Origin of the sequence: Pseudomonas sp. Q11, from assembly GCF_024494355.1 — a bacterium.
Classification (GTDB): domain Bacteria; phylum Pseudomonadota; class Gammaproteobacteria; order Pseudomonadales; family Pseudomonadaceae; genus Aquipseudomonas; species Aquipseudomonas hefeiensis.
In genome coordinates, this window is record NZ_JAKNQY010000018.1 from 1 (window position 1) to 19,167 (window position 19,167).

The following is a 19,167-nucleotide window of genomic DNA, read 5'->3' on the forward strand; positions in this document are numbered from 1 at the left end:
TGGATGCCGGGTTAGCCGCGCTGGGCCATGGATGGCCCTTCGCGGCGGGCCCACGAACCAATGCCGGAGTGAAGGCATGCCGAGCCTGAGCGAGGCACCGAGTGGTGGGGCAAAGCGTTTTTGGTTACTTTTGGCGCTTTTCCAAAAGTGACCCGCCGTAAGGGCGGAACCATAAGTAGCCGTTACCGAAGAAACGGATATACACACCACTCCAAAAATCAACGCAAGAAAATCAAGACCCGAGCAACTCAGCCTTAACCAACTTCGCCTGCTCATCCGCATGATACGAAGACCGCACCAACGGCCCCGAAGCCACGTTCTTGAAGCCCATCTTGTACCCCTCCTCAGCAAACCAGGCAAAGGTATCCGGGTGCACAAAACGCTCCACCGGCAAGTGACTACGCGAAGGCTGCAGATACTGGCCCAGGGTCAGCATATCGATGTCGTGCTCGCGCATGCGCTTCATGACTTCGATAACTTCTTCGTCGGTTTCCCCCAGGCCCAGCATCAAGCCGGACTTGGTCGGAATGTGCGGCATCATCTGCTTGAAGCGCTGCAGCAGGGTCAGCGACCACTGGTAGTCCGAACCCGGACGCGCAGCCTTGTACAGGCGCGGTACGGTTTCCAGGTTGTGGTTGAAGACATCCGGCGGCTCGGCGGCGGTGATTTGCAACGCGATGTCCATGCGGCCGCGATAGTCCGGCACCAAAGTCTCAAGCTGCACGTTCGGCGACAGCTTGCGGATCTCGCGGATGCAGTCGGCAAAGTGCTGGGCACCGCCGTCACGCAGGTCGTCGCGGTCCACCGAGGTGATGACCACGTACTTGAGCTTGAGGTCGGCGATGGCAATGGCCAGGCTTTCTGGTTCGTTCACGTCCAATGGCTTCGGTCGGCCATGGCCGACGTCACAGAACGGGCAGCGACGGGTGCAGATGTCGCCCATGATCATGAACGTGGCGGTGCCGCCAGAGAAGCACTCCCCCAGGTTCGGGCAGGACGCTTCTTCACAGACACTGTGCAGTTTGTGTTTGCGCAGCAGTGCCTTGATGCGGTCGACTTCCGGCGAAACCGGGATGCGCACGCGAATCCAGTCGGGTTTCTTCGGCAGTTCGGTGGTCGGGATGATCTTGACCGGGATGCGTGCAACTTTCTCGGCGCCGCGCAGCTTTACGCCGGCCTCGACCTTGGTACGCGGGGCGGGACGCTCGGTAACATCCAGCGTCGGGATCATGGTTTGCACAGCATCAGTAGTCATATCAGTCGATTCCGCCCGTGAGGGTCGTCTGCTCAGCGTAGTCGAGGTGTTTGACGAGCTGCGCGCGCAGCCGGGCACTTACCTCGGCAAATTCAATCGATCCTGTGTGATCGCGCAGCTGGGTCATTGCCAGCCCCGCATAGCCACAGGGATTAATCCGTCGAAACGGCTCCATATCCATGTCCACGTTCAACGCCAGGCCATGAAAGGAACAACCGTGGCGGATGCGCAAACCCAGGGAGGCGATTTTCGCCCCGTCGACGTAGACACCCGGAGCATCCGGCTTGGCCGCCGCTGTCACGCCGTAGCTGGCCAGCAGTTCGACCAGGCAGGTCTCCATGCGGGTGACCAGCTCGCGCACGCCGAACCCCAGCTTGCGTACGTCCAGCAACAGATAAGCCACCAACTGGCCGGGGCCATGGTAGGTCACCTGGCCACCGCGGTCGGTCTTCACCACCGGGATATCTCCTGGCAGTAACAGGTGTTCGGCCTTGCCGGCCTGGCCCTGGGTGAACACCGGTGGGTGTTCCACCAGCCAGACTTCATCGCCGGCGGTGGTACCGCGGTCGTTGGTAAAGCGTTGCATGGCATGCCAGACCGGCTCGTAAGCCATCTGGCCCAGCTCGCGAAAGCCCAGCGTGCCCGGCATCACAACACCATGTGTACGAACCCGGTCGCTCGCAACTCGCTGTTGATGTCGTACAGCTGTTCCTGACCGGTGGCAATGATGTGCAGCTGAATCGTCGTGTACTTGCCGTTGGTACTCTGGCGTTCGGCCAGGGTCTTGTGATCAACGGTGGCGTGCTTTTCAAGAATCGCGATGATCTTGTCCTTGAAACCCACACCGGTGTCGCCGATTACCTTGATCGGATAATCCTCGCAAGGAAACTCGATCTTTGGCGCCTTTACTTCTGAGTCTGTCATGGCGTAACGGCCTCGTAAGCCGTGATAACGCACATGGCCCCGCACCGGAAAGGAACGGGGCCATGCAGGTCAACACTTCAATCAGTTGAACAAGCCGTAGAAGAATAGACGGATGCTATCCCACATGCGGCGGAAGATACCACCTTCCTCGACCGCGTCCAGCGCGATCAGGTCGGCGCTGTGCACCACTTTGTCGTCCAGTTTGACTTCCACCTTGCCGATCACGTCGCCCTTGGCGATTGGCGCGATCATTTGCGGGTTCATGGTCATGGTGGCGACCAGCTTTTTGAGCTGGCCTTTTGGCAGGGTCATGGTCAGGTCCTGAGCCAGACCGGCCTTCACCTGATTGGTAGTGCCTTTCCACACTTGGGCCTGAGCCAGTTCGGTGCCCTTCTGGTAGAAGGTCTGGGTTTCGAAGAAGCGGAAACCGTAGGTCAGGAGCTTCTGGGTTTCGGCGGCACGGGACACTTCGCTGTTGGTGCCGAAAACCACGGCGATCAGGCGCATGCCGTCACGAACGGCCGAAGACACCATGCAATAGCCAGCCTCTTCGGTGTGGCCGGTCTTCAGGCCATCGACAGTCTTGTCGCGCCACAACAGCAGGTTGCGGTTAGGCTGCTTGATGTTGTTCCAGAAGAATTCCTTCTGGGAGTAGATAGCGTAGTGCGCCGGGTCTTCGTGAATGATCGCTCGCGCCAGGATCGCCATGTCGTGAGCCGAGGAGTAATGCTCCGGGTTCGGCAAGCCGGTCGGGTTCATGAAGTGGCTGTTGGTCAGGCCCAGGTCGGTGGCGGTTTTGTTCATCATGTCGGCGAACGCATCTTCGCTGCCGGCGATGTGCTCGGCCAGGGCGACGCTGGCGTCGTTGCCGGACTGGATGATAATGCCGTGCAGCAGGTCGCTGACGGTCACTTGCGAACCGACCTTGATGAACATCCGCGAACCGCCGGTGCGCCAGGCATTTTCGCTGACGGTCACCGGATCGTTTTCACCGATCTGGCCGCGACGGATTTCCAGGGTGGCGATGTAAGCGGTCATCAGTTTGGTCAGGCTGGCCGGTGGCAGGCGCTGGTCACCGTTGTTCTCCACCAGGACCTCGCCACTGCTGGCATCCATGAGCACAAAGGATTTGGCGGCCAATTGAGGGGGCGCGGGCATCATCTCGACCGCGAACGCAGCAGGTGAGAGAAGCAGCGGGACTAGCAGGCAAAGGCGTTTGGCAAAGGTGGTGATGTTCATCCGTCTCTCGAAATCGCTAATGGAAACTGCCCGAAGGCAATACTAAACAGGCAACCTTCTAACGGGTCGCCGCGTATTTAAGTTGCTCACTCACATCCCTTGCCGGGCTTTTGTTATTCGTAGAGCCAACAACCTGGCCCGCTCCAACGACTCGCGGGCCTTCGATCAAATCATTCCGCGCTGACTACGCTCGGCGAACCGAGATTGGCCAGGCGTACACTGTTCTGCACCTGCTGGACTTCATCCGGCGAACCGATCGGTCCCAGGCGTACCCGATGCAGTGTCTGCTGGTTGCGCACGATGGAACTGATGAACACCGGCGCGCTGACCATCGAGCTGAGCTTGGATCTCAACAGTTCGGCAGCGTCCGGGTTGGCGAACGCGCCGACTTGCAGATACTGGCCAGACGCTGTTGCAGAAGCGTTTTTTTTTGCGTCGATCGGCACAGGCACCACGGTCGCGGCGTGTTGCTGCGGCGGTGGGGACCATTGCTCGACCGTACCGGTGGAAGCCTTCACGGTCGGCGCGGCATTTTGCGCCACTTTCGGCTCGTTGAGCATCAAAGGCGCCGGACGGCCTCGCTTTGCCCACCATTCCTGCGGATCGATGCCTTCGACCTTGACTCGCGCGGTGCCGCTTTCAGCGTAACCGAGTTTTTTCGCCGCCGCATACGACAGGTCGATGATGCGGTCGGAATAGAACGGCCCACGGTCATTGACCCGCAGGATCACCGTCCTGTTGTTGTCCAGGTTAGTCACCCGCACATAACTGGGCAGTGGCAAGGTCTTGTGGGCCGCGCTCATGCCATACAGGTCATACACCTCGCCATTGGCAGTGTTCTGGCCGTGGAACTTGGTGCCATACCAGGACGCCGTGCCCGAAGCGACGTAACGCTTGGATTCGGCCATCGGGAAATATGTCTTGCCCAGCACCGTGTACGGATTGGCCTTGTACGGCCCGGTGTGCAGGGTTGGCGTGGCGTCGGGAATGCGTGAAACATCCACGTCCCACCACGGCGCGCCGTCCTTGTGGGCCCGGTTGATGTCCAGGCCTGGTGTGGCGCGCACGGCAGTGGAGCTTTTCTGGGCCGGCGGGCGACTGGTGGAGCAACTGACAACCAGCAACGACAGCGCAGCCAGCGCTACCAGTTTCAGGGGTCCGGCTTTCAGGGGTTGATAGGTAGGCAGTGCCCGCATTATTTGACGCCCCGTGCTTTGACCAGCTCTTCAGACAGCTGATGCACGGCCATGGCGTACATCACACTGCGGTTATAACGCGTGATCGCGTAGAAATTCTTCAGGCCCATCCAGTACTCGGGACCTTGTTCGCCTTCCAGGCGAATCGCGGTGACTAGCATGTCGTCACGCAGCGCATCATGACTCGACCAACCCAGCGCCCGCAACTCCCCGACGGTTTTCGCCGGCTCGATGCCTGTGGTCAGGCCCTCGTCGACCTGGTCACCACGCACGTCTGCACGGCTGACCACCGGCTCGCCAGACTCCCAGCCGTGGCGCTTGAAATAGCTGGCAACACTGCCGATGGCGTCGGTCGGGTTGGTCCAGATATTAATGTGGCCATCGCCGTCGAAGTCCACCGCGTAGGCCCGGAAACTGCTGGGCATGAACTGCGGCAGGCCCATGGCCCCGGCGTAGGAACCCTTGAGGGTCAACGGATCGACCTGTTCCTCGCGGGCCAGCAGCAGGAACTCGCGCAGTTCCTTGCGAAAGAACTCGGCGCGCGGCGGATAATCGAAGCCCAGGGTCGACAGCGCATCGACCACCCGGAAATTCCCGGTATTGCGCCCAAAAAAGGTCTCGACACCAATAATAGACACGATGACCTGGGCCGGCACGCCATACTCCTGCTCGGCGCGAGCCAGCACGGCCTCGTGCTGGCGCCAGAAGTCCACACCCCGGGCGATGCGTGCCTCGGAGATGAACATCGGCCGGTACTCGCTCCACTGCTTGACCCGCTCGGCAGGCCGGGAGATCGCGTCGAGGATCGACTGCTTGCGCTGAGCCTCGCGGAACACGCCCATCAGTTGTTCACCGGCAAAACCGTAGTCGCGGGTCATCTCACCAACGAATTCGGCTACTTGCGGCGAACCTTCATATTCGCCGGCCAGGGCGTGCGACGCACCGCCCAGGAGGCCGACCAGGCCGACCCATGGCGCATATCGCGTCGACCAGCCACGCATTGCTTGCATTGAACTCTTCACCTTATTCAAACCTGCGCGATCCACTTGCGATGGGTATGGATCGACATCAAAACCCCAAACGCTGACAGTAGCGTCACCAGCGAAGTTCCTCCGTAGCTAATGAATGGCAACGGCACCCCCACCACCGGCAACAGGCCACTGACCATACCGATATTGACGAAAACATAAACAAAAAACGTCATGGTCAGACTGCCCGCGAGCAATTTGCCGAACAATGTCTGGGCCTGGGCCGTAATCACCAGGCCACGGCCGATCAACAACAGGTAGATCAGCAGCAACACGCAAATACCCACCAGGCCGAACTCTTCGCCCAACACGGCGATGATGAAGTCGGTGTGGCTTTCCGGCAGAAAGTCCAGGTGCGACTGGGTACCCAGCAACCACCCTTTGCCGAACACCCCGCCGGAGCCGATGGCGGCCTTGGACTGGATGATGTTCCAGCCGGTGCCCAGCGGATCGCTCTCCGGATCGAGGAACGTCAGGACCCGCTGCTTCTGGTAATCGTGCATCACGAAGTACCACATGGCCACGGACACCGGCACGGCGGCAGCGATCACGCTGAGGATCCAGCGCCAGCGCAACCCGCCCATGAACAGCACGAAGGCGCCGCCGGCCAGGATCAGCAACGAGGTGCCGAGATCCGGCTGGCGCACGATCAGGATGAACGGGACTCCAATGAGCAGCAGGCTGATGCCCACATGCTTGAGCTGTGGTGGCAAGGTACGCTTGGACAAATACCAGGCGATGGTCGCCGGCATGATGATTTTCAGGAACTCGGAAGGCTGGAAGCGAATCACTCCGGGGATGTTGATCCAGCGTGTCGCACCCATGGCGTTATGGCCCATGATGTCCACGATCACCAACAAGACCACCCCGCCCACATAGGCCAGTGGCACCCAGCGCGCCATGAACCGAGGCTCCAGTTGGGCGATGAAGATCATCGACACCAGGCCGATGCCGAATGAAGTGGCCTGCTTGGCCAGCAGGTCCCAGTTCTTGCCGCTGGCCGAATACAGCACGAACAGGCTGCCGGCGGCCAGTGTCAGCAGCAGGATCAACAACGGGCCATCGATGTGCATGCGCTGCAGCAGGGTGGCGCGACGACGCATCACATCTTCGCTGGAGAGGATCCGGTCGAAATTATTCTTCACGGGCCGTAGCCTCCGCAGTGATGGGGCTTGCGTATTCGGGCTTGAGCTGGCCGTGTTCATCCAGCAGCCAGGCGTCCATGATCTGGCGCACCACCGGCGCGGCGACGCCGGAACCGGACTCGCCGTTCTCGACCATCACCGCCACGACGATCTTCGGGTTTTCGGCCGGCGCGAAACCAACGAACAAGGCGTGGTCCCGGTGGCGTTCCTGAACCTTGGAGCGGTCGTACTTCTCGCCCTGCTTGATCGCGACCACCTGGGCCGTACCGCTCTTGCCGGCGATCCGGTATTGCGCGCCGATGGCAGCCTTGCGCGCGGTGCCCCGGGCACCATGCATCACCTGCTGCATGCCGATATTGACCTTCTGCCAGTCCGACGGATTACGCAGGATGATGTCCGGCACCGGGTTGGGGTCCACGGGCTTCTGGCCTTCGATGGTCTTGGCCAGGTGCGGGCGATACCACTTGCCTTTGCTCGCCACCAGGGCCGTGGCCTGGGCCAGTTGCAGCGGCGTCGCCTGCATGTAGCCCTGGCCGATTCCGAGGATCAGCGTCTCACCCGGGAACCACGGCTGGCGTCGGGTCGCCCGCTTCCACTCCCGGGACGGCATCAGGCCCGGCGACTCTTCGAACATGTCCAGGGATACTTTCTGACCGAGCCCGAACTTGCCCATGTAGGACGCCAGCCGGTCGATCCCCAGCTTATGGGCCAGGTCATAGAAATAGGTGTCGTTGGACCGCATGATCGCCGTTTCCAGGTCCACGTACCCGTCGCCGGAGCGGTTCCAGTTGCGGTACTTGTGGTCGTAGTTCGGCAGTTGGTAATAGCCGGGGTCGTAGACCCGGCTGGAAGCGGTGATCACACCCGAGTCCAGTCCGGCAATCGCCACGGCCGGCTTGATGGTCGAACCTGGCGGATAGAGGCCGCGCAGCACGCGGTTGAACAGTGGCCGGTCGATGGAGTCGCGCAGCTCGGCATAGGCCTTGAAACTGATGCCGGTGACGAACAGGTTCGGGTCGAAACTCGGCTGGCTGACCATCGCCAAGACCTCGCCGGTGTTCGGGTCCAGCGCCACGACAGCGCCGCGACGCCCGCCCAGCGCGGCTTCGGCGGCTTCCTGCAACTTGATGTCCAGGCTCAGGACGATGTCCTTGCCGGGGATCGGGTCGGTGCGCTTGAGCACCCGCAACACGCGGCCACGGGCGTTGGTCTCGACTTCCTCATAGCCCACCTGGCCGTGCAGCTCGGCCTCGTAGAAGCGCTCGATACCGGTCTTGCCAATGTGGTGGGTACCGCTGTAATTGACCGGATCGAGGTTCTTGAGCTCTTTTTCGTTGATCCGCCCCATGTAGCCAACCGAGTGGGCGAAATGCGCCCCCTGGGGATAGTGACGCACCAACTGCGCCACCACCTCAACGCCCGGCAGGCGGAACTGGTTCACGGCGATCAGGGCGATCTGCTCTTCGGTCAGCTCGAACAGGATCGGCACCGGCTCGAACGGGCGTCGCCCCTGGCGCATGCGCTTCTCGAAAATCGCCCGGTCCTCGGGTGTCAGTTGCAGCACTTCGACGATCACGTCGAGCACCTTCTGCCAATCCCCGGACCGCTCACGGGTCACGCTCAGGCTGAAGCTGGGCCGGTTATCGGCCACCACCACGCCGTTGCGGTCGAAAATCAACCCGCGAGTCGGCGGAATCGGCTGCACATGCACGCGATTGTTTTCCGACAGGGTCGAGTGGTACTCGTACTGAATCACCTGGAGGAAATACAGTCGCGCGATCAGCACACCAATCAGCGCCACGACCGCAATTGCACCGAACACAACACGACCACGCACCAGGCGGGCGTCTTTTTCGTGGTCCTTGATGCGGATCGGCTGAGGCATGAGGGCAGGATTACTTGTGGTAAGGGTGCCCGGACAGGACTGTCCAGGCACGATACAACTGTTCGCCGATCAGAATCCGCACCAGCGGGTGCGGCAACGTCAACGGCGACAACGACCAGCGCTGATCGGCCCGGGCACAAACCTCCGGCGCCAACCCTTCCGGGCCACCGACCATGAAGTTGACCGTGCGCGAGTCCAGCCGCCAGCGATCGAGTTCGACCGCCAGCTGCTCGGTGCTCCAAGGCTTGCCGTGCACTTCGAGCGTAACGATCCGCTCGTTCGGCCCGACCTTGGCCAGCATGGCTTCGCCTTCCTGACGGATAAAGCGCGCCACATCGGCGTTCTTGCCGCGAGTGTTGAGCGGAATTTCCACCAGTTCCAGCGCCAGCTCGGAAGGAAGACGCTTGGCATATTCATGCCAGCCTTCTTCCACCCACTTGGGCATGCGGGAACCGACGGCGATCAGGCGCAGTCGCACAGCGATCCCTTATTGCTGGTCTTTGTTGAGCTTGTTGAAATGCTCATGGGTGTTTTCCGGGCTGTGGTGCGCAGCGCTCGCCGAACGGCTCTGCTCGGCACCGGCCCACAGGCGCTCCAGGTCATAGAACTGGCGTGCCGAGGCGGTCATCATGTGCACGATGACATCGTCCATATCCAGCAACACCCAGTCGCTGTCGCCCTTGCCTTCTTCACCCAATGGCTTGACGCCCTGGGCCTTGACCGCTTCGCGAACCTTATCCAGCATCGCGCCGATCTGGCGGTTGGACGTACCGGTGGCGATGATCATGTAGTCCGTGATGCTCTGCTTTTCACGAACGTCGATGACCTGAATATCCTGGCCCTTCACGTCTTCCAGGGCGGCTACGGCCACCTTGACCAGTTCTTCGCCGCGCAGCTCGGGGCCGGTTTGAACCTCCACTGGCAGCGGCGCGCTCTTGAAGGTGCCTTTGCGCTTTACTTTGCTTACGTCTTTGTCAGTCATATAAAACTCGTTTTGCTCGTATGTTCGGGCGCTTCGCTACACGCATTCACGTGCCTTGAAGCGCGCCCTTTTTCAGTTCGACGCACGGTACAGCCCGTGCGCATCGATGTAGGCCAGGACCGCGTCGGGCACCAGGAAACGTACCGACTTACCGCTGGCCAGCAGTTGACGGATCTGGGTGGCGGAAACCGCGAGCGGCGTCTGCCAGACGAATGCAATCTGTCCGCTCGGCCCTTTCAGGGCCAGCGGGTCGCTCACCGAGCGCGCCGCCAGCAAGTTGCGCAAGGCATCCGGCGGCTCGCTGTCGGCATCCGGGCGTTGCAACACCAGGATGTGGCAATGCTGGAGCAACTCTTCCCAGCGATGCCAAGTGGGCAGGCCGCAAAATGCGTCCCAGCCCAAAAGCAGAAAAACCTGGGCATCGGCGGCCAGTTCGGCGCGCATCAGCTCCAGGGTATCCATGGTGTAGGACGGTTTGTCCCGCAGCAATTCGCGGGCGTCCACCACCAACGGCGCCACACCGGCCACCGCGCACTCGACCATCGCCAGACGGTCCTGGGCCGATACCTGCGGCGTATCCCGGTGAGGCGGCCTGGCGCTGGGCGTCAGGCGTAGCTCATCGAGCGCCAGGGCATCGGCGACTTCCAGCGCACCGCGCAAATGGCCGATGTGCACCGGGTCGAACGTGCCGCCCAGGATGCCGATGCGCTTTGGCGCGGTGGTCGCCGTCACAGCGGTCGTAGTCATAGAGGCCCGTGGGTCGAGATCGCCCAAGTCAGACCGGCTCCTGTCCACGCAACTGGCCGTCACCGACCACGATGTACTTCTCGCAGGTCAAGCCTTCGAGGCCCACCGGGCCACGGGCGTGCAGCTTATCAGTAGAAATGCCGATCTCGGCACCCAATCCGTATTCGAAGCCGTCGGCGAAACAAGTCGGGGTGTTGATCATCACTGACGCCGAGTCCACTTCGGTCACGAAACGCCGGGTTTCGCTTTGGTGCTCACTGACGATCGAATCGGTGTGGTGCGAGCCGTGGCGGTTGATGTGTTCGATGGCCTGGTCCAGCCCGTCGACCACGCGGATCGACAGGATTGGCGCCAGGTACTCGGTGTCCCAGTCTTCTTCCGTGGCCGCAACGGCCTCGATGATCGCCCGGGTACGCTCGCAACCGCGCAGCTCGACGCCTTTTTCGCGGAACTGGGCGGCCATCGCCGGCAGGAAGTCCTGGGCCACGGCCTGATCCACCAGCAGGGTTTCCATCGCGCCGCAGATGCCATAGCGGTAAGTCTTGGCGTTGAAGGCAATACGCTGGGCCTTGGGCAACTCGGCGTGGGCGCTGACGTAAACGTGGCAGATGCCGTCGAGGTGCTTGATCACCGGCACGCGAGCGTCGCGGCTGACCCGTTCGATCAGGCCCTTGCCGCCACGAGGCACGATGACGTCGACGAACTCGGGCATGGTGATCAGTGCGCCGACCGCGGCGCGGTCAGTGGTTTCCACCACTTGTACCACGGCAGCCGGCAGATCGGCTTCCGCCAGGCCGCGCTGGATGCAGGCGGCAATCGCGCGGTTGGAATGGATGGCCTCGGAACCACCGCGCAGGATGGTCGCGTTACCCGACTTAAGGCACAGGCTCGCGGCATCGATGGTCACATTCGGTCGCGACTCGTAGATGATGCCGACCACACCCAGGGGCACGCGCATCTTGCCGACCTGGATACCCGACGGCCGATAGCTCATGTCCCGGATCGCCCCGACCGGGTCCGGCAGCGCCGCGACCTGGCGCAGACCGACGATCATGCCGTCGATGCGCGCCGGGGTCAGCGCCAGGCGTTCGAGCATGGCCGGCTCTAGGCCGTTGGCCCGGCCGGCGGCCAGGTCCAGCTCATTGGCGGCGGACAACTCGGCGCGAGCAGCGTCCAGCGCATTGGCGGCGGCCTGCAGAGCGCGGTTTTTCTGCGCGGTGCTGGCACGGCCGATGATGCGCGACGCCTGGCGAGCGGCGCGACCCAGGCGGGTCATGTAGTCAAGAACGGACTCAGTCATGGTCTGTGTAGTCTTGGCAAAGGGGAAAGCGGCAGATTATAGCTGTCGTATCCCTCGACTAACAGCGTGGACTCACAGTGGTGACCGGCGGAAGATCAAATCCTGCGCAAATAGTCGCTGTTCAGCGCTGATTAAGCTTTCCATTGCTATCATCGCGCTTCCTTTGGCCTCACTTCGTCCCCCGCCATGACCGATTCGCCGCCACTGCCAAACGCCCTGCCCCACGGTTTTTTTGATCGCGATGCCCAGGTGCTCGCCCGGGACCTGCTGGGTAAAGTCATTCGTCACAAGGTCGGTGATTTGTGGCTCAGCGCGCGAATCATCGAAACCGAAGCCTATTACTTCGCCGAAAAGGGCAGCCACGCTTCGCTGGGTTACACGGAAAAACGTAAGGCTTTGTTTCTGGATGGCGGCCACATCTATATGTATTACGCCCGGGGTGGCGATTCACTGAATTTCAGCGCCCAGGGCCCCGGTAATGCGGTGCTGATCAAATCGGCGTACCCATGGGTCGACACTATTTCCGGGCCGGCGAGCCTGGCGCAGATGCTGCTCAACAATCCCGACGCCCAAGGTCGCCCGCGCCCCTCGCAAAAGCTTTGCGCCGGCCAGACTTTGTTGTGCAAGGCCCTTGGGCTGAAAGTGCCGCAGTGGGACGCCAAACGCTTCGACCCCGAACGCTTGCTGGTGGAAGACGTGGGCGTGCCGACGGTCAATGTGATCCAGACCACCCGCCTGGGCATCCCACTGGGACGGGATGAACACCTGCTCTACCGCTTCGTCGACGCCGCTTACGCACCCTGGTGCACGCGGAACCCGCTGCGTCGCGGACAGGTCGAAGGGCGGGATTATTTTTTGTTGCCCTGATGAAATACCGCATCCCCCTGTGGGAGCAGGCTTGTGGGAGCAAGGCTTGCCCGCGATGCAGGCGACACGGATCAACAGTAAGGTCGCGTCATCGTTCGTCGCGAGCAAGCTTTGCTCCCACAAGCTCTCCCCACAGTAAAAAATGCATGCCCATCACTATTCAATGGAGTTGTTTTTATGGGCCCATGGCTCGATAGCATCACCGGCTGGCTGACCGCTAATCCGCAATGGCTGGCGGCGGCGGTGTTTATCGTTGCGTGTGTGGAGTGCCTGGCCATCGCCGGGCTGCTCGTGCCGGGTACGGTGCTGTTGTTTGCGGTCGCGGTACTGGCCGGCAGCGGCGCGTTGTCGCTGGGCGAGACATTGCTGCTGGGCCTGCTGGGCGGTTTGCTGGGGGACTTGGTGTCGTATTTCCTGGGCAGGCATTTTCACCAGAACATCCGGCGCCTGCCGGGGCTGCGGCATCACCCCGAATGGATGGGCGCGGCAGAAAGCTATTTCCAGCGCTATGGCATCGCCAGCCTGCTGGTGGGGCGCTTCATCGGCCCGTTACGGCCAATGTTGCCGATGGTGGCCGGGATGTTCGACATGCCCTTCCCGCGCTTCGCCGCCGTCAGTCTGCTGGCCGCCGCCGGCTGGAGCGTGGCGTATCTGCTGCCAGGCTGGGCCACTGGTGCAGCGATCCGTCTGCCGTTGCCCGAAGGTTTCTGGCCGCAGGCCGGCGTCGTGATTGGCAGCATCGCGGTGATGATCGGGTTGAGTGTCAACAGCAGCCTGCGGCGCCATCGGCATGCCGCGGCGCTGATTGCAGGCCTGGGCCTGTTGATTCTGATCGGGCTGTTCATCGGTTTTCGCTACCTCACAGCGTTCGATCAGGGGCTGGTGGCTCTGGTCCAGGAGCATCGCAGCCCGACCCTTGACGAAATCGCCGTGACCTTCACGCTGATCGGCGAATTCCACTACATGTTGATTTTCAGCGCCCTGCTGACCGGATTGCTCTTGCTGGCGCGCCAATGGCGCCAGGCAATCTTTGCTGGGGCCACGCTGCTGCTCACCGCCCTGGCCAATACCGGCACCAAGCACTTTTTTGCCCGTGTACGCCCGGAGATCCTGACCGAACCGCTGACCAGCTACAGCATGCCCAGCGGTCATGCTTCCGGCGCCTTTGCCCTGTTCCTGGCCCTGGCCGTCCTGGCCGGTCGCGGGCAACCGCCCCGCCTGCGCCTGACCTGGCTGTTGCTGGGCTGTTTGCCGGCGTTGGCCATTGCCCTGTCGCGGGTGTACCTCGGCGCCCATTGGCCGAGCGACATCGTCGCCGGCGCCATGCTCGCCGCCTGCGTCTGCGCGGCGGTGCTGTGGCTGATCCAGCGCCAAACCCCGCTGCCGGCCATGCCGCCGAAAATCTGGTGGTTGATCCTGCCGGCGATGGTGGCGGCGTTCAGCTTCTTCGCATTGCGGCATCTGCCCAATGGGCTGCTGCGGTATGCCTATTGAAGCCGGCAGGCAGCTATCGCGAGCAGGCTCGCTCCCACAGGGAATCTGCCGTGAAACGACCCTTTGTGGGCACTGAAGATCAACTGTGGGAGCGAGCCTGCTCGCGATGGCGTCGGGTCAGCAAAATGGACGGTGACTGACCCACCGCTTTCGCGAGCAAGCCCGCTCCCACAAGGGATCAGTGTTGTTCAGTGAAATATGAATGGGGTCAGGCGAAGAGTTCGCCCTGTAACTCATCGAGCAGAACCTGGATTGCATCCAGCCGCTGCTGAGGGTCATCGAGTTGCAGCAGGTCGAGCTTGTCCAGCTCATTGAAGGGCAGCAGGTAGGCCAGTTGATTGGCGAGCGACTGCTGGCCGGTGGCTTCGGTGCCCATGTTCAGGGCTTCGACCATCGGGTGTTCGGCCAGGGCCTTGAGCAGCGCCACCAGGTCGGCATCCTCTTCCTGCAGCGGTTGTTCCGGTTCTTCCTCCAGCCACTCGACTTCAGCGACGGTCAGTTGATCGGCCTGGACACTGCTGCGGTGTACGATAAAACGTCGTCCACCCTGCACGCGAATGCCCAGCAGACCGTTGTCCTGCTGAGAGAAATCGGTGATTCGCGCTTCACAGCCCACCCGCGCAAAGCCGTCAGGGGCGATGCCGACTTCCTCGCCATCGAGGATGCACACCACCCCGAACCCCTCGCCCATTTTCATGCAGCGACCGATCATGTCGAGGTAACGCGCCTCGAAAATCTGCAAATCGAGGATGCAACCGGGGAACAGTACCGTGTTCAACGGGAAAAGCGGCAAGCTCATAAGCAGTTCCTTAAACCGTCATCGACACCACCAACGGCAGCAACACCGCCGTGGCCACGCCCATCAGACTCATCGCCAGCGCCGCAAAGGCGCCGGATTCTTCGCTTTCCTGCAACGCCACGGACGTGCCAACCGCGTGAGCGGTCAGGCCCAGGGCCATGCCTCGGGCTTCAGGGCTATGGACACCCAGCTTCGTCAGAATGCTCGGGCCCAGAATCGCCCCGAGCACCCCGGTGATCAACACAAACACCGCCGCCATGGCCGCTACGCCGCCGATCTGCTCGGCCACCAGCATGGCGATCGGTGAAGTCACCGACTTGGGCGCCATGGTCATCAGGATCATGTGTTCGGCACCAAAAGCCCAGCCCAACACCACCGCAGAGGCCGTGGCGAACACCCCGCCTATCACCAGCGTAGTAAAAATTGGCCAGAACAATTGCCGGATCCGTCGCAGGTTCAGGTACAAGGGCACCGCCAGCGCGACGGTGGCCGGCCCCAGCAGAATGCTGAGAATTTCCGTGCTCTCACGGTACTCGGCGTAGCTGATGCCGCAGCCGACCAGCACACCGATCAGCAGCAACATCGACATCAGCACCGGCTGCAGGAACACCCAGCGGGTCTTTTCGAACGCTGCCAGCACCAGTTGATAGGCGCCCAGGGTAATGCCGATACCGAACAGCGGATGATGGATCACCGAACTCCAGGCGCCCTGCCAATCAAGCATCATTGCCCATCCTCCGACTCGGGTGCGTGACGCCTGGCCAGGCGTTGCATCAGCACGCCGGTAAACGCCATGGACAGGATCAACGACAGCACCAGCGCACCGACAATGGCCCAGAAATCGGCAGCAATGGCCCGGGCGTACACCATCACCCCCACCGCTGGCGGCACCAGCAGCAACGGCAAGTAACGCAGCAGGCTACCGGCAGCCAGGTTCAATGGCTCGCCGACTTCACCACGGACGACCAGATAGCCCAGCAGCAACAGCAGGCCAATGATCGGCCCCGGCAGCACCGGCAGGAACAAATGATTGATGGCAGTGCCCAGCAATTGGAACAGCACCAGCCAGGTCAGGCCCCGTAGCAACATCCTTCACCTCTCCCCTACAACACGTACTCAAACAATGCGCGCGCATTATAAGCACGCCCGCGCTATGGGTCGGCATTCGTAAAAAGCATGGTCGATGACCTTCCCTGCCCGTCATGTTGATCTACAGTGGTTCTCCGGGGACGCCGATCCCCGTTCCAAAAAAGACAAAACCGATGAACCCAAGGAGAGTCTCAATGCCCTATGTTCCCGTTGCAGCGCTCAAAGATTATGTCGGCAAGGAACTTGGACGTTCCGAATGGCTTACCATCGATCAGGAGCGCATTAACCTGTTCGCCGAAGCCACTGGCGACTTTCAGTTCATCCACGTCGATCCGGTCAAGGCCGCGCAGACACCGTTCGGCAGCACCATCGCCCACGGTTTCCTGTCGCTGTCGCTGATGCCCAAACTGATGGAGGACATCCTGATTCTGCCCGAAGGCGTGAAGATGGTCGTCAACTACGGGCTGGACAGCGTGCGTTTCATCCAGCCGGTGAAAGTCGACTCCAAGGTCCGCCTCAAGGTCGACCTGGTGGACGTTACCGAGAAGAAACCCGGCCAATGGCTGCTCAAGGCCACCGCCACCCTGGAAATCGAGGGTTCGGACAAACCGGCCTATATCGCTGAACCCCTGTCGCTCTGCTTCGTGTAGCCCCTCGTGGATGCGAAGCCGCCGCGGCAGTTTCGCATCGCTTCTCCTGACGCGCATAGCTGCGGCATACTCGTGACCTGATTACCTGGATCCCGTTATGCGCTCATTTGCCCTCTTGGCCCTGACCCTCCTACTCACCGCTTGCGGCGACGGCGAATCGCTGTTGCCACCCGACGCGCGCCTGCCTGACGGCGGACGCTATCGCGGCGAGCTGGTGGACGGATTGCTGCAAGGCCAAGGACGTGTCGACTACCCCAACGGCAGTTGGTACGCCGGGCAGTTCGACAAAGGCCAGTGGCACGGCACCGGGGAATGGCACGGCAGCAATGGCGAGGTCTATCGCGGCCAGTTCCAGCAGGGCCTGTTCAACGGCCAGGGCAGCCTGACCACGCCCACCAGCAGCTACACCGGCGGCTTCAAGCAAGGCCGGCGCGACGGTGAAGGTGCGCTCAAAGAACACGGCATGATCTACCGCGGCGAATTCAAGGCCGACCGCTATTCCGGCTTCGGGCGCCTGGAGCTTGAGGACGGCAGCCAATACCAGGGCCCGTTCGTCAACGGCAAGCCCAACGGTGAAGGCCAGCGTTTCGACGCCAGCGGCAACCAGTTCACCGGAAATTTCGTCGACGGCCAGCTCCAGGGCAAGGGCACCTTCAACAGCGCCGAGGGCGATGTCTACATCGGCGGTTTCAAGAACAACCAGCTCAGCGGTCGCGGTCGCTATGAAAATGCCGACGGCGATGTCTGGATCGGCCAGTTCAAGGAAGGCGCGCTCACCGGCAAGGGTCAACTGATCGGCGCCGATGGCAGCCACTACCTGGGTCAATTCAATGACTGGCGCTTTAGCGGCCAGGGCCGGCTGAACCTGCCCGACGGCAGTTTTTATATCGGCCAGTTCGAGAACGACACCTACCACGGGCGCGGCACCCTGGCACTGACCGATGGCACCGTGCAAAGCGGCACCTGGACCAACGGCCTGCGAGTGCGTGACGCTGGCGGCCGGCTACTGCCGGATGTGCTCGAACTCGGCCTCTTGGCCCAGGGTCGTCTGCTGGAAGATGCCCTGGCCAATATCCCGGCCTCGACACAGGCGGTGGAGCTGTACAGCCTGACGGTGGGTGGCGACGGCAAGCAGAGTGTGTTCCTGCGCGAATCCGACTACGTCGCCAACATGCTCAACAGCCGTTTTGGCGCGTTCGGCCAGATCCGTCTGGTCAACCACCGCGATCACCTCGGTGACCGGCCCATGGCCACTCGCGAAAGCCTGCGCCGCGCCGCCAGCACCCTGGCCGAACGCAGCGGCCCGGAAGACCTGATCTTCATCTACCTGACCAGCCACGGCACCAGCGAACACGAACTGGTGCTCGACCAGCCGCGCATGGAGCTGGCCGACCTGCCCGCCGATGAACTGGCCGCGGTGCTGGCGCCGCTGAAGGATCGCGACAAGATCGTGGTGATTTCGGCGTGTTATTCCGGCGGGTTCATCCCGGCGCTCAAGAATGAACGCACCTTGATCATGACCGCTTCGCGCGCCGACCGGGTGTCTTTCGGCTGCTCCGAGGAGGCCAACTTCACCTACTTCGGCGACGCCCTGTTCGCCCAGGCACTGAACCAGACCGACGATCTTGAACAAGCCTTCAAGCGAGCCAAGGCCACCGTTGCCGAGAGGGAACAGGCGGACAATTTCGAAGCTTCCGAGCCGCAGATCTGGGCGCCCAGGACCGTCCTTTCCCACTGGCAGCTATTGCGCAAGCAACAAGCGCGAAAAGCATTGCAAAGTACGGCATTGAACGACGAGGCCCAAAAGAGCAACTAAGCTGAATCGTATCAAGGGGGAAACACTATGTACTTGACGCCTCAGCATGTTTTGCTTGCCGGAGCTACCGGGCTGACCGGGGAACATCTACTGGACCGGCTGCTCAACGAGCCGACCATCACACGTGTATTGGCGCCTTCACGCCGGCCGCTGGCCGAGCATCCACACCTGGAAAACCCGGTCGGTGAACCGACCGAACTGCTGTCTCGCCTCAGCGGCCAGGTGGACATCGCTTTTTGCTGCCTTGGCACGACCATCAAGAAGGCCGGCTCGGAACAGGCATTTCGCGCGGTGGACCTGGACCTGGTGGTGGCCTTCGCCAAGCGCGCCCGGGAGCTGGGCGCAAGGCACCTGATCGTGATCAGCGCGCTGGGGGCTGACCCAACCTCTTCGATCTTCTACAACCGGGTCAAAGGCGAAATGGAAGCCGCCCTCAAGGCCCAGGACTGGCCGCAACTGACCCTCTGCCGCCCTTCCCTGCTATTGGGCGAACGCACCGAACCGCGGCTGGCCGAACAACTGGCCGGCCCCTTGTCGCGGCTGATCCCCGGCAAGTACCACGGCATCGAAGCCTGCCAACTGGCCCGCGCCATGTGGCGCCTGGCCCTGGAAGAACAGGAAGGGGTGCGGGTGGTGGAGTCGGATGAGTTGCGTAAGTTGGGCAAATAATTGCGGCGCCTGGGCGGACGCCATCGCGAGCAGGCTCGCTCCCACAGTTGACCGAGTTCTTCAGAAGGAATGCGTACCAATG

General features: G+C 61.9%; 20 protein-coding genes. 5 read left to right on the forward strand and 15 right to left on the reverse strand.

What is annotated here, in order from left to right; genetic code table 11:
* Positions 1–232 precede the first annotated feature (232 nt).
* From lipA to MA884_RS18600, 12 genes are all read right to left on the reverse strand, one after another.
* A complete protein-coding gene (lipA, locus tag MA884_RS18545; RefSeq protein WP_256231953.1) occupies positions 233–1,231 on the reverse strand; it encodes a lipoyl synthase in 999 nt (332 codons plus the stop codon).
* 25 nt (positions 1,232–1,256) lie between these two features.
* The gene (gene lipB, locus MA884_RS18550; RefSeq protein ID WP_256231869.1) at positions 1,257–1,904 is read right to left on the reverse strand and encodes a lipoyl(octanoyl) transferase LipB; all 648 of its coding nucleotides are present in this window, start codon (positions 1,902–1,904) and stop codon (positions 1,257–1,259) included.
* Entirely contained in the window at positions 1,904–2,179 is a 276-nt protein-coding gene (locus MA884_RS18555; RefSeq protein ID WP_047229495.1) for a DUF493 domain-containing protein, read from the reverse strand. Before MA884_RS18555 ends, lipB begins: the two co-directional genes overlap by 1 nt.
* Before the next feature lie 81 nt (positions 2,180–2,260).
* The gene (locus tag MA884_RS18560; protein WP_256231871.1) at positions 2,261–3,418 is read right to left on the reverse strand and encodes a D-alanyl-D-alanine carboxypeptidase family protein; all 1,158 of its coding nucleotides are present in this window, start codon (positions 3,416–3,418) and stop codon (positions 2,261–2,263) included.
* Positions 3,419–3,588: 170 nt separating this feature from the next.
* On the reverse strand, positions 3,589–4,614 hold the full coding sequence (locus MA884_RS18565; RefSeq protein ID WP_256231872.1) for a septal ring lytic transglycosylase RlpA family protein: 1,026 nt from the start codon (positions 4,612–4,614) through the stop codon (positions 3,589–3,591).
* Entirely contained in the window at positions 4,614–5,624 is a 1,011-nt protein-coding gene (mltB, locus tag MA884_RS18570) for a lytic murein transglycosylase B (RefSeq protein ID WP_256231873.1), read from the reverse strand. Before mltB ends, MA884_RS18565 begins: the two co-directional genes overlap by 1 nt.
* Positions 5,625–5,641: 17 nt before the next feature.
* A complete protein-coding gene (gene rodA, locus MA884_RS18575; protein ID WP_047229517.1) occupies positions 5,642–6,745 on the reverse strand; it encodes a rod shape-determining protein RodA in 1,104 nt (367 codons plus the stop codon).
* Between the two features lie 31 nt (positions 6,746–6,776).
* On the reverse strand, positions 6,777–8,672 hold the full coding sequence (gene mrdA / locus MA884_RS18580) for a penicillin-binding protein 2 (protein WP_256231874.1): 1,896 nt from the start codon (positions 8,670–8,672) through the stop codon (positions 6,777–6,779).
* A gap of 10 nt (positions 8,673–8,682) precedes the next feature.
* Positions 8,683–9,150 carry a 23S rRNA (pseudouridine(1915)-N(3))-methyltransferase RlmH gene (gene rlmH, locus MA884_RS18585; protein ID WP_003185785.1) on the reverse strand — a complete coding sequence of 156 codons (468 nt, stop codon included), beginning with the start codon at positions 9,148–9,150 and terminating at the stop codon, positions 8,683–8,685.
* Positions 9,151–9,159: 9 nt separating this feature from the next.
* Positions 9,160–9,654: a ribosome silencing factor gene (gene rsfS, locus MA884_RS18590; protein WP_256231875.1), complete on the reverse strand. Its 495-nt coding sequence runs from the start codon at positions 9,652–9,654 to the stop codon at positions 9,160–9,162.
* Positions 9,655–9,726: 72 nt separating this feature from the next.
* A complete protein-coding gene (nadD, locus tag MA884_RS18595) occupies positions 9,727–10,401 on the reverse strand; it encodes a nicotinate-nucleotide adenylyltransferase (RefSeq protein WP_256231876.1) in 675 nt (224 codons plus the stop codon).
* A gap of 28 nt (positions 10,402–10,429) precedes the next feature.
* On the reverse strand, positions 10,430–11,701 hold the full coding sequence (locus MA884_RS18600; protein WP_256231877.1) for a glutamate-5-semialdehyde dehydrogenase: 1,272 nt from the start codon (positions 11,699–11,701) through the stop codon (positions 10,430–10,432).
* 186 nt (positions 11,702–11,887) lie between these two features.
* On the opposite strand from MA884_RS18600, the gene MA884_RS18605 reads away from it, so the two are divergent.
* Both MA884_RS18605 and MA884_RS18610 read left to right on the forward strand, forming a co-directional pair.
* On the forward strand, positions 11,888–12,568 hold the full coding sequence (locus tag MA884_RS18605) for a DNA-3-methyladenine glycosylase (RefSeq protein WP_256231878.1): 681 nt from the start codon (positions 11,888–11,890) through the stop codon (positions 12,566–12,568).
* 177 nt (positions 12,569–12,745) lie between these two features.
* On the forward strand, positions 12,746–14,062 hold the full coding sequence (locus tag MA884_RS18610) for a bifunctional DedA family/phosphatase PAP2 family protein (RefSeq protein WP_256231879.1): 1,317 nt from the start codon (positions 12,746–12,748) through the stop codon (positions 14,060–14,062).
* Positions 14,063–14,270: 208 nt separating this feature from the next.
* Here MA884_RS18610 and MA884_RS18615 read toward each other — a convergent pair whose 3' ends face one another.
* From MA884_RS18615 to MA884_RS18625, 3 genes are read right to left on the reverse strand one after another with little or no spacing between them, the layout of a single operon-like run.
* Positions 14,271–14,861, reverse strand: coding sequence for an LON peptidase substrate-binding domain-containing protein (locus MA884_RS18615; protein ID WP_256231880.1), 591 nt, complete (start codon positions 14,859–14,861; stop codon positions 14,271–14,273).
* A gap of 10 nt (positions 14,862–14,871) precedes the next feature.
* Positions 14,872–15,588, reverse strand: coding sequence for an LrgB family protein (locus MA884_RS18620; protein ID WP_186658615.1), 717 nt, complete (start codon positions 15,586–15,588; stop codon positions 14,872–14,874).
* Complete coding sequence (locus MA884_RS18625; RefSeq protein ID WP_256231881.1) at positions 15,585–15,950, reverse strand: CidA/LrgA family protein; 366 nt, start codon at positions 15,948–15,950, stop codon at positions 15,585–15,587. Before MA884_RS18625 ends, MA884_RS18620 begins: the two co-directional genes overlap by 4 nt.
* Before the next feature lie 194 nt (positions 15,951–16,144).
* On the opposite strand from MA884_RS18625, the gene MA884_RS18630 reads away from it, so the two are divergent.
* The 3 genes from MA884_RS18630 to MA884_RS18640 all read left to right on the forward strand — a co-directional run bounded on the left by MA884_RS18630 (position 16,145) and on the right by MA884_RS18640 (position 19,085).
* Positions 16,145–16,600 carry a MaoC family dehydratase gene (locus MA884_RS18630; protein ID WP_092394624.1) on the forward strand — a complete coding sequence of 152 codons (456 nt, stop codon included), beginning with the start codon at positions 16,145–16,147 and terminating at the stop codon, positions 16,598–16,600.
* 97 nt (positions 16,601–16,697) lie between these two features.
* Positions 16,698–18,416 carry a C13 family peptidase gene (locus MA884_RS18635; protein WP_256231882.1) on the forward strand — a complete coding sequence of 573 codons (1,719 nt, stop codon included), beginning with the start codon at positions 16,698–16,700 and terminating at the stop codon, positions 18,414–18,416.
* Positions 18,417–18,443: 27 nt separating this feature from the next.
* Positions 18,444–19,085, forward strand: a complete 642-nt coding sequence (locus MA884_RS18640; protein ID WP_256231883.1) for an oxidoreductase — start codon at positions 18,444–18,446, stop codon at positions 19,083–19,085.
* Positions 19,086–19,167: the final 82 nt, after the last annotated feature.